Source organism: Campylobacter sp. RKI_CA19_01121 (assembly GCF_025771295.1).
GTDB lineage: Bacteria > Campylobacterota > Campylobacteria > Campylobacterales > Campylobacteraceae > Campylobacter_D.
The window spans coordinates 1-13,640 of the sequence record NZ_JAKMQA010000001.1; the positions used below are offsets into that span (position 1 = coordinate 1).

Below are 13,640 nucleotides of genomic sequence, written 5' to 3' on the forward strand. Positions count from 1 at the left end.
GATGAAAGGTGGCTAAGATTTAAATTAAGTATATATACTATAAAAATAAACAAAGTTTAGTTTTAGACTGATTTATATTAAGTATATTAAGTATATTTTATAAATTTGATTTTAAAAGCATATAAGAGTATTAAGTTATAGAATAATTCTTACTAGCATAAAAATAGTGTTATAATAAACACATGATTGATTGTCAAAAAAAGGAGAATCAGCATGAATGAAAACTATTTAGAAACAAAAGAATTTTTGTTTGAGAAGCATAAAAAATAGTCTTCAACAAAAAAGAGTGCACAAGTATTCTTGGAATATCAACTCCGACACTAGATAGATTAACAAAAAATAAGAAGATAGAATCTATGGGTGCATCTCGTTATGTATTATTTTCCATTGAAGAAATAGCTAAAGTTATATCAAAAAAAAAAGGGGGGGGGTAAATCTTTAAAATGAGATTTAACTTACTTTAGCAATTCATCTGATAATAAATATTCTATTTTTGAAATTGTTTCTTGAATATATTAAACACTTGCTCTTCATTAGTCAGGCAGTATTTTTCTTTGTTAGAATTTAAATCCACAATATTCTTTCCTTGAAATTCACACTCTAAAAATTTTAATACATCACCTATTTAGTAAAACAATATCACTTTTTTACACATTTTTACAATAAAAGACAAAATTTGATTTTTTTGAGTATTTGCATGAAAGAGTGCTTTTAACTCTTGTTCGTGTCTTATTTTAAGCTCCTGAGTAATTTTTACGAGTTCATTATTTACACCCAAAGCTAAATTTAAATCACTTTGACTTTTTTCTAATTTTGCTTGAGTGCTATCTAGCTTAAGATATAAAAATACATTAAGCATAAGCATTAGAGCTAAAGCAATACAAAGCTTTGCATTTTTAAATAAAAGATTTATCATTTCTTATTTTAGAAGTTTAAGTAAGATTTGAGTATAATTTCAAAGGGTGGAACACCAAAGGTGGCCGCCTTTGGTATTAATCAACACTCAGCTAGGTGGTGATTAAATTGAACCATAAAATTCTAGTAATAATTATACTACTTTGTATAATTATAGTCAAGGCTTATTAGCTTTGATTTCCCCTTTAAAAAGGGGAGCTAGAATACCGCCTTTGGCCTACTTAAACTTTTATCTCCTTTCTAAAATTTATTTGTGATTTCTAATTTTATATTTGATAAATCTTGCTGATATAGCAAATCATATAATTTTTTACAAGCTTGTCTGCTTTGACCGACACTTTCATCACTCTTAATTAAACATAGTAAAATACAATCTTCTGTATTCTAATAATTATATATTTATCATCTTTTACTCTCAAACATTGTTTTCTAAATAAACTTTCATTTCCAAACTACAAGTTTTGCAGCGTTTATAAACTAGACTTTATTTGTTTATAAAGCAATTGTTGTTAATATTTTTAAAAAATTTAGAGAAAAATCATGAAAGATCTTAAAAAATACATTGCAAATTCCAAACTAACACGCCTTGAAGTTTTATATGAAAAATTAGTAAAGTCTGAAAATGGCATAACCATAAAAGAACTAGCCCAAGAACTCAATGTAAGCGCTAAAACCATAAAAAGAGACATGCAAGGGGTTTTTGAGCCTATGGGGCTTATTAAAAATGGAAGAAAATGGCGTATCGATACAAGCAAAGACATTCAAGAGCAAGATGATGAAAAAATAATCCTTGAAGTGCTTGATACTATGGCAAAAAGTGCTGGAAACAGCTTTTATGCCAAAGCTCATCCCCTACTTTCTAAACTTTCTCAAAATATCTCTAACCCCATCCATACTAGTTTAGATGCAGAAAAGCTAGAAGAAAAAGATTTAAGTAATTTTCAAATCCTTGAACAAGCCATCAACACCAAAACACAAATTGTCTTTAAATATGAAAATAAACTTTTCCAAGTAAAACCTTTAAAACTAGCTTTTTTTAGTGGATTTTGGTATTTGCTTGCTTTTGATATGAAAAAACGTGATATTTTCAAAAAATTTTATTTAAAAAATATCCAAAACATCACCCTAACCCAAGAGCATTTTCAAACCGATGAAAGTTTAGAAGTAAAACTTCAAAGAGTAAATTCTATATGGTTTAGCCTTGATAAGCCTTTTACAGTAAGGCTTTTAGTAGAAGAACCTATACGAAAATACTTTGAAAGAAAGCCTCTAAATTCACAAATCATCACCGGTAAAGACAAAGATGGCTCCATAGAAATAGAGCTTGAGATAACTCATGAAATGGAAATTTTACCTTTGGTGTATTATTACATACCTTATGTAAAGGTTTTAGAACCTGATTTTATAGCAAATAAAGTCAAAGAAGTAGTTGGAGAATACCTTGATCAAATAAGCAAATGATTGCTTATTTGTCAGGATTTTAATACTTCTTTGGCTTTTTTAAAGCTTTTTTAATCATGTCATTTTCTATAAAATTTTTTATCAATTTCATTGTTTTTAACTTTATTCTCACATACACCTATACAAGCATTAATCCACTCTTTTATCCATTTATAATCTAATTTTAAATAATAACTCATTTTTTTATTAGAGCTATCATATATAAGATCATCATTTATTTTAAATCCATTTTTTGTGTCTAAGCTATACTTGCTAGGTTCGGTATCTTCATTTTTTGCAAATAAATAGTAAGTATATTTTCATGAAAAATCTATGTTTTTAACTTTTTCTTTTATGTGTTTTATGTAGTCTTTGAGTTGATTTGGTTGATCTTTTGTATAAAGTTTATTTTATATGATGATATATCTTTTATCTTTTAAACTTATGAGTACATCGATTCTTCTATTATCTTTTACACAAGCTTCTGTTTCTACGCTTTCTATGTCATGGGCTGTAAGATTTTTAAATTTCTTAACCTTTGTGTATCTTCAAGCTTTTTTAAAAACTCATTTGCAAAAAACTCTTGATAATGATCACCATGTGGATCTATCAAATAAGCTATAAATTTAGAATGATAATTTTCTTTATACTCAACTCCCAGAGCTTCAAAAATATTTATATTACTCATGCTTTTTTTGGTATTTTCTTCAAATTTATCATTAGCCCTTAATAATTTTTCAATAAATTCGCTAATTTCCATTTTATTCCTTAAAAATATTTTTCACAATTATACTATAAAAATATAGACTACCATTGTCTGCTTTTTTAGTTATCATTTTACAAATCATTTAAAAAGGATTAAAAATGCTTCAAACCATAAAACACATCCTAACTCACACCGATGAGGCTTTACTTGCAAAGAAATTTGGCTATAACAATGTAGAAAAATTTACTAAAACAAAAGCTTTGTTTTTAGAATGTGAAAGCATACAAGAATGGCTTTTGAAAGGATATTATGATATGGTAAATTCCTCTTTAGAATTTATACAAAAATTTGATTTTATTTTAGATAAAGAGATTTTAAATTCAATTTTAGAACAAAGTATTTTATTAAAAGATAAATACACAAAATTACAAGAAGCAAAAGCCATCATAAAAGCAAATTTTAAACGCAAAAGCGAGCCTTTGCATGCTTTGATGTTTTTATCTCATTTACGCGTGCTTAAATTTCCTATTAGTAATGATATGCTCTATCTTGATAAAACACAAGTCATGCAAAAACTCAAAGAACTAGCTATAAAGCATTATGAAAATTCACAAGGTAAATTAAAACTTTGGGGAGATATCTTACAATATGACATTATTTATGATGATGAGTTATTAGTTTTAAGCGTGCAAAAGAGCGATAAATGATAGCCATTTCTACACTTTTATCATCAAAACATAAAAGAATTTATCAAAATCTTGTGCGAAATTTTGTCAAATTTAACATCGCTTTTAAAGAAATTCCAAGTAATGATATATGGTTAAGAGATTTCATGCCTTTAGTGTATGAAAATACGGCGACAAGCTATATTTACGATCCTGATTATCTTAGAAATTATCCGCATTTAAAAACCACTATAAAACCTCTAAAAAATCACTTAAATTTAATCCTTGATGGAGGTAATTTCATAAGAAAACATGACGTTGCCTTTATGTGTGAGAAAATTTTTAGCCAAAATCCAACACTTAGCAAGGAAAGCATTATCCATACTTTAAAACAAAGTCTAAATTTAAAACACATAGTCTTTTTACCAAGACTAGCTTATGATAGATACGCACATAGCGATAGTATGGTAAGATTTATAAGCAAAGATCATGTGCTAATCAATGATTTTTCATTAGAAAATGTGCAATTTTTTGAGAAATTAAACACCGCTTTAAAGGATTTTAAAGTTACAAAAATGAGCTATTCTAAAGAATTTATGCAAAAATACAAATGGGGTGCGTATTTAAATTTTTTAGAGTTTGATAAGGTGATTTTTGTGCCAACTTATAATATTGATGAGGATAAGAGGGTTTTAAACTTTTTACAAAATATCTATAAAGACAAGCAAATCATAGGTATATATCTAAAGCCTATTATCAAAAAAGGTGGTGCTTTACATTGCATTAGTGCCAATATTTTACAATAATTAAATTTGTTTAAAGGATTAAAAATGGAAAATCAAGAAAGAGTTGAATTTATCAATCAATTAAATGATGATATTAAAAAGAAATTTCTAAAGCTTTATTTAAAAGGTGTTTTTGGAAGTAAGGAAATTACAAAAAAACTAATCAAGGCAAAATCATACAATCTTAACATTGAAGAAATAGTAAGAGAAGAGTTAGAACTAAAATCAAAAGATAAAAACTATGTGGCAAATTTAAAAAATCACTATGAAGTGGTAAGAAAGAAGTATAGAATCAACAAAAAATGGAAAGATGAAAATGAAAAATTTAGTGCAATCGATAAAATGGTTGAAGAAAAATTTGAAGATATGAAAAAATTTGCCATGTGGTATGAAAAAGCGTATTTAAAAATCGAAAATAAAAGCAAACTAAAATGTCATTATTGCGGTATCGATGAAGAAAAATTAAAAAATCTATTTAAAAACAAACTTATAACCTCCAAAAAACCATCTTTTAGTAGCTCATTACAAATTGAAAGATTAGATCCAGATAAAGGCTACAATGAAGAAAATTGTGTTCTAGCCTGCTGTATTTGCAATAATGCAAAAAGCGATATGATAAGTGCTGAAAATTTTAAGAAATATTTCAAAACCCCCATTGAAAGTTTCTATAAAGACTTATTAGAAAACAAAACACCAAATAATTCTCATAACTAGACAACTAAAGTCTAGTTATTTTGTTTATAATTGCATTATATATCTTAGTTTAAAGGTTTATAATGCAAACAAATACTTCTACTCTTACTCACATTGCGGATTTTGATTACTACTCACATAATGTAAAAGTCATCTCACTACACGCACAAATGCTCTCAAACAGCAAACAAATCAAAAAAGATTTTTACAGCGAATTTGAAGATATGCTAGAAAAAGATAGTAAAATCCCTAGTTTTATCTACAAACAATACTCCAAATTTATCTATCCTAGCTTTTTAAAGAAAAATCTAAGTTATCTTAAAAAATACTTAAATTTTACTCAAGCAGAATGTGATGTGTTTGCGTTTTTTTACTATGCAAATAAAGGTAGATTTGCTTTACACCAAGGCTATAGCACTGCTTTGGGCAAAAAGATCATAGAAAAAATTTTCAACCACACTTCAAAAGATGTCAATAAAGCTTTAAGTGATGATTCTATGCTTTTTAAACTAGATACCTTGTGTTATTATGATAGCGATGCCTTTGGTATAGATATAAATAATTTTGAAAGCATTTTCACTCAAGATATTAGCAAAACTACACTTATGGGTGAGTTTTCGTATTTTTTACCTAAAACTAGACTAAATTTGAGTGATTTTGACTATATACAAGAGGAATTAAATACTATCATTACTTTTTTAAAAAAACGCCAAAAAGGAAATATTTTTATATATGGAAAAGCAGGCGTAGGCAAAAACGAGCTTAGCGCACTCATAGCTAAAGAGCTTGGAAAAGAAGCATTGTGTGTTAAAGATTGCGAAAATGATAAAAAATCAAGTAGAATTTCAAATTTTTACGCACTTAAAAAGATACTCAATCCAAAAAAACAAATGATAGTCTTTGATGAGTGCGAGGATAGTCTTTGCTATGATTCTTTAAAAGAGAAATTAAAAATCAATAAAATCTTAGATGAAGAAAATGGCATTTGTGTATTTTTATCAAATTCTAAAGACATGGATGAGGCGTATTTGAGGCGTTTTGATGTGATTTTAGAGCTTGAAAGTATGCCCAAAGAAAAGAAAATTCAAAATATAAAAAAGTTATTTAATAAAAAAAATATAAAAATAGATGAGGTCATTATAGAAAATATAGCTTCTCATCCTGAACTTTCCCAAGGGGTTATTTTAAAATGTGCAAATAATGCTAAGATCTTTAAAAGCAAAAGCCAAGAAGTATTTGTAAGGTTGATCAATGAAAATTTAAAAGCAAGATCACTTCAGGGCATTTCAATGCCAAAAAAAGACAAAAAATACGATTTAAGCTTGATAGAATGTGATTTAAATTTACAAGAACTAATAAACAATATCGATAAAAATTCAAGTTTGAGAATTTTAAGCTACGGCATAGCAGGTAGTGGAAAAAGCGAGTTTGGCAAAGAACTAGCTAATGTTTTAAATAAAACTTTACATTCTTATAAACTTAGTGATATTTTAGATCCTTTTGTGGGCAATAATGAAAAAAATATCGCAAACATTTTCAAAAAAGCTTCTAATGATAATGCTATCTTACAACTTGATGAAATCGATGCGTTAATTTATAGTAGAGATGAAGCAAATAAAAGCTGGGAAAAAAGCTTAGTCAATGAAATGCTTATGCAAATGGAAAATTTTGAAGGTATTTTCATAGCTTCTACAAACTACCTACAAAGCCTTGATAAAGCTAGCATAAGAAGATTTGATCTAAAGATAGAATTTCAAGCATTAAAGCAAGAAAAGCTTTTAAAGGCTTTTGAATTTTTTGCTAAAGAATTAAATTTAAGCTTTGATAAAAAGCAAATTGCAAAAAGGCTCTTAAGGCTTCAAAATATTTGTTTGGGCGATTTTGCGCTAATCCTTAGACAAAATAAAATTTTTAAAATCAAAAACGCCGATGAGTTTTTAGAAAAATTAGAAAAAGAATCAAAACTCAAATCAGATGATGAAAAAATCAACATGGGATTTTTATAAAAAGGATAAAGCTATGAACATAACACTTCAAGGAACAATGCACAAAAGCTTTGTGTTTGGATTTAATGATATAAAAGCAAAAGAACACATTAAAGCATTATATGAAACAAATAATGATGAGTTTAATTTCCAAACACAAATTCAAAACACAGAAAATATACAACTACTAAGCCAAAGCTATCATTTAGAAAATGGATATTTTTTAGATGAAAATACTCAAAGCAAACTTTTGTCTTTTGAAAATTTTTTAAGTCAAAATTATGCGGATTTTAAACATTTTTGTGTTGTTGATTTTATAAAACATAATGCAAAAATACACTATAAATTAAAAAAAACAAATACAAAAAGCAAACTCTATCATCTTGCAAGTGCATATGCCTTTCCTAAAAATGGCTGGATAGATAAAAAAGTGCTAAACATCAACGACATCTCACCTTATCAAAACATACTTATAGAAGGGTTATTTTATATTAAAGAGCAAGAATTGCTAGAAATTATAAAACAAAATGAAAATTTGATAAGAAATAATTTTTATTTGAAAGATTATGATTTTTCAAAAGGTTTAAAAAAACTTTTAGATGTGAGTTTGGATATTTTATTTGCTAATATTAGCACGAAAAATTTTAAACCCTATAAACTAGAAATAAACTCTATCGCTCACGAGGATATAGAAAGAAAAATTTCTTTTGTTAAGCTACTAAAATGATTGTTTTAGTAGCTCTTTGATCCTTTCTATAAATTGCGTTTCTTTTTGGGTAATATACTCAAGAGTGATTTCTTTATCTTGACTATCTTCAAGAAAAATTCCATCAACTATAAATTTATACTCATCTGAAAGGATAGAATTTTCACTATGACATTTTGCTTTTTCAAATTCTTGCATAGGATATAAAAGTCCACCTAAAAGCACTTTGCCTATCTTTTGATAATACCCCATATAAGTATGAATTTGAAATAAATCGTTTCTGTCTAAATCTCCCATGCCATTTTGGCTTCTACCTTCCATTTTCATTCTTTTATATTTAGTATCAAAAACCATATATGTATCATCTTTAGACAAAACAATATCAGGTATTATATAGCGTTTATAAAAGCTATTTTTATAAATTTCAAGCTTTGGAGAATCAACCATATATTCTTCAAAATTATTTCTTAAAAGCTTACTTATATAAATTTCAAAAAGCTCTGCTATATTAACGATAAAACCATAACTTTTTTGATCATTTTTATTTTTACTAGTGAAATTTTGACTTTCTATGATCATTTTTGCATATTTTAAAAGCTCTTTGTAGTTTTGATAGTTTTGATTTCTCAAGGCTTTACTAGAAAAGGCTTTGTTTAAACTTTCTTTTATAAAACAATGCTCGCTTTTATTTTGCACTAAATAGGTTTTTATATGCTTTACATTTTTTAAAAAGCCTGAATTTTTCTTTTCTATGACTTCTAATGCTTTATATAATACATTAATAATATGCACATCCTCTATTTGCTCTCTTGTTTTTGTAGCAACCTTTGCTTTTAAAGGGATATTGTGTTTTATAAATTCAACCATATCAATATTTCCCTTAAAGCGCAAATCGTTGTATTTTTTACTTTGATAATTTTTAGGCAAACCTATCAAAAAACTTTTTTCAAGTTTTTGCACAAAGATGTAAAAAAGTATAAACTCACTTATATTGCTTTCCTTTTTTACATCTTGATAAATACTAACATCATCAACAAATACATCATTAGCATAATTTAGCATTCTTTCTAAGAACTTCTTGCCAAACCTGGAATTTATCTCAATTTCCAAACCATTATAAGAAATTTTTCCTATATAATTTCCACCAGCAATTTGCCTTTTATTTTCTTCAATCGTTCGCAATGAAATGATAGGATTTTTAGCATTTTTGCTTAAAATTTTTTCATCATCATTGAAAAAAGAAAAGAAATTTCCATTTTTTATAAAATCTTCAAAATACAGATCAAAATCTTGTATTCTTGAAGATTTTTGCTCTATTTCTATAAAGCTATTATCATTTATTTTTATCATCATTTTTTTCTATAACAAAAAGTTTTTTTAAATGATCCAATTGTCTTTGTATTTCTTTTTCATTATATTCGCTTCTTAAATACTCTTTTAAAAGCGCTTCAAAGCGGTTGCTAAAAAGTTTTTTCATATCACTATCTTTAATCTCATCATTTTTAAATTCAATTTTTAGAAAATAAGAATGTCCAAGTTGATATTTTTCACCTATATCTTTACTAATTTTATCGTTTAATTTTTTACAAGCTTGTGCGTATTCTTCAATATTATTTGCATAAATTTCATCTCTTATTACATCATAATCACACTCCATTTCTTGCCATATAAAGCGTCTTCTAAGCGCTAAGTCAAAGCTATCTATACTTTTATCTAAATCATTCATAGTCCCTAGTAAAAACATATTTTCAGGCACATAAAAATCCTCATCATCTCTCATAGAGGCATATTGTGTTTTTATCTTACCTTTTTCTCCTCTATACTCAAGCGCATAAAGTAATTCTCCAAAAACCCTAGATAATTCCGCACGGTTAATCTCATCAGCTATGAAAAAATACCCATGATCGCTTAGAGCTTCATTAAAATTTCCTTTTTCGAGTTTTTCCAAAAATCCTTTTTCTTCTTCTTTTGCTTTATCACAAAATTCTCTAAAAATTCCATTTTTAAGTTCAAGTTTTAATTGTCCATTTTCAATCCCTGCAGGTTTAATACCTTCTATAAAATCCTCATAAGAAAAACTTGGGTGAAATTGAGTAATGAGCATTTGATTTTCATTTTTAATGATATTTTTTACATTATTTACTATAGTGTAGGTTTTTCCAGTTCCAGGAATTCCATGAAAAATGATGTTTTTATGCGTTTTTAAAAGCTTTTTAAAGCCTTCTAAATCATTGCTTTTTATATCTGCTTTGCCACATAAATTTGCAAAATCATAAGCTGCTTCGTGAAGTTTATAATACGCACTTTGCTTTATATCTTTACTTTCATCATTTTTATCTAATTTTTCTTTTGTAATTAAATCCAAATCAGATTTTTTTATCTTATCAATCAAATTTAAAAATTGATCTAAAATATAGTATTTTGGAAGATTATATGAATTTTCATTTATTTTAAGTTCATCCAAAACAAAGTTAAAGTATATTTCTTCATTTCTAGTTTTAGTTGTCTCTTTTTTTATATCTTCAAGCTTCTTTTTTGAATCTTCATTTAGCATTTCAAAGATATACTTAGCGGTATTTACAGAAGCATCATTTGCAAGTGGAAATTTATCATCTTTAAGTGGAAATTTACCATCCCTAAATTGCATCCAATATGCTAATTCTCTGGCTGTAGCTTTCATACCTTCTACATTTTCAAGCTTATCGAGTAATTGTGTCAAGTTTCCACTTTCATCTGAAGCATCATTTATTATTTTAAGATTATCAACTAATTTTTTTTCATCTTTTAATAAATTCGTAGCATTACCTTGCATTTTAGCACTATTTATACTTTTATCCCACCATTTTTCAAAAATATCTTTTTTAAAATTACCCTGATTGAAATCTATCTCGTCTATTTTTTCTTTACTAAATGTTTCGCTAAAATTATCCACAATTTTGCTTTTTGTTTTTAAAAATTCACCATTTTCATCAAATTTAATATGTATAGTACTTTTATCATTATAAATGTATAAATAATTCTCAAAAGCTTCTTTTAAACTATCAAATTTATCCTTATTTTCCTTATAAATGTCATCAATCAAATCCCTAAATTTCGATTCAATATTATCATTTCCTGAAATTACACTATTTCTTTCCTTGCCAAATTTAGTATGATAAATATAACATTTTCCATCTTTATCAAAAAAATAACCAAAATTTTTATCTTTAATTGCATTTAAACTAGTTTTTAAATCACTCATAGTTTTCCTTAGTTTTGATTTTTATAATTATAACTTAATTTTTGCATTGTTAATTATACCAAAATAAAAAAATAAAAAATAGACAAACACCGTCCGTTAAAATAACATATAATTACAACAAAATTAAAAACTATTGTAAATCTATAACATAAGGAGGTATTAAAAAATAAAAATCAACATAAAAATTTAAAATAACAAATCAAAAACAAAGGAATAAAATGAAAAAACTATTTTTAATTTTAAGCATGTTAATGTGTATATGCTTTACTTTTACTAATGCTGAAGTAAATTATACAACAGCACAACAAGATATAACAATAGAAAAAACCATAGATAACAATACAAGCACAAAAATAGCTCAAGAAGATTATACCAATACAATAATCATCACCATAGCTATCTTAATATATATCATCATAGCTGCAGTGCTTGTGTATTATGGATTAAAAGGCAAGGTAGTCATATATAGAAATACAATAGATCTTAGCTTGTGTGTTGGATTATTTGCTGTATTGCCTTTAGCCTTTATAATCTTTATGACATTATTTCTAATGCGAATAGAAAGAGATACTGCGCTAATGATTATGGGTGTCATTGCTTTTATATGGGCATGCGTTGTATTATATATAGCATACACAACACTAAGAGATAATCGTAACAATCCATTACTAATGATTTTAATACTACCTTTAAAAATAACATTAGGATTATGGTATGGACTTAGTATTTTTGCAGTTTTGAGAAAAAGCAATCTTAAAACCGTAGCGCAAAGAAGAGAAGAAAAACAAAATGCGTTAGCACGCTTTGCTTTTTCAAGCGGACTAATTTATGCTCTAATGCGAGATAAACCTTTGAAAAAATAATACTCTAGCCTATTTTAATAAAAATAGGCTAAAATTCAAACAAAACAACAAAGAAAGGTAAATAATGTTTTTTTCAAAATCAAGATACACAAGAGGCACACAATGTGCTAAGTCTTTATGGCTGAAAACTTACAAAGATGAAGTACTAAGTACCCCAGAGAATACTTCGGATAAATTTAAAACTGGTAACAAAGTAGGCGATCTAGCCTGTGAGCTTTTTCCAAATGGAGTAAAGATAGAATTTGAAGGTAGTTCTTTGAATGAAAAATGCGAACAAACTAGAAAACTATTAGAAAATAACCAAGAAGTGATTTACGAAGCTACTTTTTGCTATGATGGCATTTTGATCATGATAGATATTTTACAAAATACTAAAGATGGTATGATCATTAACGAAGTAAAAAGCTCTACATCTTTAACAAAAACACCTACTTCCAAAGTAATTAAAAAAACATATATAGATGATTGTGCTTTGCAATATTATGTTTTGTCAAATTTGGGTTATAAAATCAAACAAGTTAACCTGATACATTTAAACAATAAATACTATAGAGGTGATTTTCTTGATATAAATCGACTTTTTAAGTTCAATGACATCACAGATAAAGTTATCCAAAACCAAGAAGAAGTTAGAAAAAATTTAAAATACTTTGAAGAAATTTTAAGTAAAAATGAAGAGCCAGATATAGACATAGGAACACATTGTTTTGATCCTTATGATTGTGATGGATATAAGTATTGTTGGGTTGAACAAAGAAATTTATGTGAAAATGAGAATATATTTAGCATTTCAAAATCTAATAAAATTTTTAATTTGTACCGTAAAAACATAATCAATTTTAAAGATATAAAAGATCTGTCTACTTTTACCGAGAATCAACAAATCCAAATCAAAGCTTCACTCAATAAAGAAAACTATATAAACAAAGAAAATATCAAAAAATTCTTAGATACACTAACCTATCCCATATATCATCTAGATTTTGAATCCTTTACGCAAGTCATACCTGAATACAGGGTAGTCAAGTCTTATATGCAAATTCCTTTTCAATACTCTTTGCATATAGACTATAAAGACAAGTTAGAGCATAAAGAATTTTTAAGCGAATGTGGGATCGATCCAAGATATGAACTTGTAAGAAATTTGATCAATGATATACCAAAAGATGTTTGTGTGCTTGCTTATAATGCAAGCTTTGAAAAAAGTGTTATAAGAAATTTAGCACTTGCTTTTCCTGAATTTAGCGAGCATTTGTTAAATATAAAAAAAAATATCAAAGATCTTATGATACCTTTTCAAAATAAAGATTATTATCATTATAAAATGCAAGGGAGTTATTCTATAAAAAAAGTCTTACCAGCTCTAATCCCTGATATGGAGCAAGCTTATAAAAATTTAGGTTTAATCCAGAATGGAAGCGAAGCTATGAAAAGTTTTGAAACTATGCAAAATATGGATGAAAACAAAAGAAAAGCTCTCCGCCAAGCCTTGCTAGAATACTGCAAACTTGATACTTTAGCCATGGTAAAAATTTTAAAACATTTAGAAGAGCTTGTAAAATAATAACTATATTAAAAGCCACTGCTTAGAGTTTTTATATCAATCTCTAAGCAAAAATCATCAAACTAGACAGCAGTAGT

At 26.9% G+C, this 13,640-nt stretch carries 13 protein-coding genes; 8 read left to right on the forward strand and 5 right to left on the reverse strand.

Annotation, left to right across the window (positions count from 1 at the left end):
• Positions 1-625: 625 nt before the first annotated feature.
• Entirely contained in the window at positions 626-916 is a 291-nt protein-coding gene (locus L8T90_RS00005; protein ID WP_263736355.1) for a hypothetical protein, read from the reverse strand.
• Between the two features lie 539 nt (positions 917-1,455).
• On the opposite strand from L8T90_RS00005, the gene L8T90_RS00010 reads away from it, so the two are divergent.
• Complete coding sequence (locus L8T90_RS00010) at positions 1,456-2,376, forward strand: helix-turn-helix transcriptional regulator (RefSeq protein ID WP_039618391.1); 921 nt, start codon at positions 1,456-1,458, stop codon at positions 2,374-2,376.
• A 389-nt stretch (positions 2,377-2,765) separates the two neighbouring features.
• Here the strand turns inward: L8T90_RS00010 and L8T90_RS07895 are convergent, their stop codons facing one another.
• Together L8T90_RS07895 and L8T90_RS00015 are read right to left on the reverse strand one after the other, a co-directional pair.
• Positions 2,766-2,858: a hypothetical protein gene (locus L8T90_RS07895; RefSeq protein WP_412174988.1), complete on the reverse strand. Its 93-nt coding sequence runs from the start codon at positions 2,856-2,858 to the stop codon at positions 2,766-2,768.
• Positions 2,855-3,115, reverse strand: coding sequence for a PD-(D/E)XK nuclease family protein (locus L8T90_RS00015; protein ID WP_263736356.1), 261 nt, complete (start codon positions 3,113-3,115; stop codon positions 2,855-2,857). The genes L8T90_RS07895 and L8T90_RS00015 overlap by 4 nt, the downstream gene beginning before the upstream one ends.
• A gap of 104 nt (positions 3,116-3,219) precedes the next feature.
• On the opposite strand from L8T90_RS00015, the gene L8T90_RS00020 reads away from it, so the two are divergent.
• From L8T90_RS00020 to L8T90_RS00040, 5 genes are all read left to right on the forward strand, one after another.
• Positions 3,220-3,768 carry a hypothetical protein gene (locus tag L8T90_RS00020; protein ID WP_263736357.1) on the forward strand — a complete coding sequence of 183 codons (549 nt, stop codon included), beginning with the start codon at positions 3,220-3,222 and terminating at the stop codon, positions 3,766-3,768.
• Positions 3,765-4,532, forward strand: a complete 768-nt coding sequence (locus L8T90_RS00025; protein WP_263736358.1) for an agmatine deiminase family protein — start codon at positions 3,765-3,767, stop codon at positions 4,530-4,532. Before L8T90_RS00020 ends, L8T90_RS00025 begins: the two co-directional genes overlap by 4 nt.
• A 24-nt stretch (positions 4,533-4,556) precedes the next feature.
• Positions 4,557-5,225 carry a hypothetical protein gene (locus L8T90_RS00030; protein WP_263736359.1) on the forward strand — a complete coding sequence of 223 codons (669 nt, stop codon included), beginning with the start codon at positions 4,557-4,559 and terminating at the stop codon, positions 5,223-5,225.
• A gap of 62 nt (positions 5,226-5,287) precedes the next feature.
• Positions 5,288-7,210, forward strand: a complete 1,923-nt coding sequence (locus L8T90_RS00035; protein ID WP_263736360.1) for an AAA family ATPase — start codon at positions 5,288-5,290, stop codon at positions 7,208-7,210.
• A 13-nt stretch (positions 7,211-7,223) separates the two neighbouring features.
• Positions 7,224-7,916 carry a hypothetical protein gene (locus L8T90_RS00040; RefSeq protein WP_263736361.1) on the forward strand — a complete coding sequence of 231 codons (693 nt, stop codon included), beginning with the start codon at positions 7,224-7,226 and terminating at the stop codon, positions 7,914-7,916.
• On the opposite strand, the gene L8T90_RS00045 is transcribed toward L8T90_RS00040, so the two are convergent.
• Entirely contained in the window at positions 7,908-9,248 is a 1,341-nt protein-coding gene (locus L8T90_RS00045) for an McrC family protein (protein ID WP_263736362.1), read from the reverse strand. The genes L8T90_RS00040 and L8T90_RS00045 overlap by 9 nt on opposite strands.
• Positions 9,229-11,136: an McrB family protein gene (locus L8T90_RS00050; protein WP_263736363.1), complete on the reverse strand. Its 1,908-nt coding sequence runs from the start codon at positions 11,134-11,136 to the stop codon at positions 9,229-9,231. The genes L8T90_RS00045 and L8T90_RS00050 overlap by 20 nt, the downstream gene beginning before the upstream one ends.
• 218 nt (positions 11,137-11,354) lie before the next feature.
• Here L8T90_RS00050 and L8T90_RS00055 point away from each other — a divergent pair, with 218 nt between their 5' ends.
• Both L8T90_RS00055 and L8T90_RS00060 read left to right on the forward strand, forming a co-directional pair.
• On the forward strand, positions 11,355-11,999 hold the full coding sequence (locus L8T90_RS00055) for a hypothetical protein (RefSeq protein ID WP_214124792.1): 645 nt from the start codon (positions 11,355-11,357) through the stop codon (positions 11,997-11,999).
• Positions 12,000-12,063: 64 nt separating this feature from the next.
• Positions 12,064-13,563 (forward strand): DUF2779 domain-containing protein, encoded by a 1,500-nt coding sequence (locus L8T90_RS00060; RefSeq protein ID WP_263736364.1) that lies wholly within the window; start codon positions 12,064-12,066, stop codon positions 13,561-13,563.
• Positions 13,564-13,640: the final 77 nt, after the last annotated feature.

Coding starts and splice junctions, on each gene's coding strand:
- L8T90_RS00030 (WP_263736359.1), top strand. CDS start 4,557: ATGGAAAATCAAGAAAGAGTTGAATTTATCAATCAATTAAATGATGAT.
- L8T90_RS00005 (WP_263736355.1), bottom strand. CDS start 916: ATGATAAATCTTTTATTTAAAAATGCAAAGCTTTGTATTGCTTTAGCT.
- L8T90_RS00040 (WP_263736361.1), top strand. CDS start 7,224: ATGAACATAACACTTCAAGGAACAATGCACAAAAGCTTTGTGTTTGGA.
- L8T90_RS00035 (WP_263736360.1), top strand. CDS start 5,288: ATGCAAACAAATACTTCTACTCTTACTCACATTGCGGATTTTGATTAC.
- L8T90_RS00025 (WP_263736358.1), top strand. CDS start 3,765: ATGATAGCCATTTCTACACTTTTATCATCAAAACATAAAAGAATTTAT.
- L8T90_RS00055 (WP_214124792.1), top strand. CDS start 11,355: ATGAAAAAACTATTTTTAATTTTAAGCATGTTAATGTGTATATGCTTT.
- L8T90_RS00050 (WP_263736363.1), bottom strand. CDS start 11,136: ATGAGTGATTTAAAAACTAGTTTAAATGCAATTAAAGATAAAAATTTT.
- L8T90_RS00015 (WP_263736356.1), bottom strand. CDS start 3,115: ATGGAAATTAGCGAATTTATTGAAAAATTATTAAGGGCTAATGATAAA.
- L8T90_RS00010 (WP_039618391.1), top strand. CDS start 1,456: ATGAAAGATCTTAAAAAATACATTGCAAATTCCAAACTAACACGCCTT.
- L8T90_RS00045 (WP_263736362.1), bottom strand. CDS start 9,248: ATGATGATAAAAATAAATGATAATAGCTTTATAGAAATAGAGCAAAAA.
- L8T90_RS00060 (WP_263736364.1), top strand. CDS start 12,064: ATGTTTTTTTCAAAATCAAGATACACAAGAGGCACACAATGTGCTAAG.
- L8T90_RS00020 (WP_263736357.1), top strand. CDS start 3,220: ATGCTTCAAACCATAAAACACATCCTAACTCACACCGATGAGGCTTTA.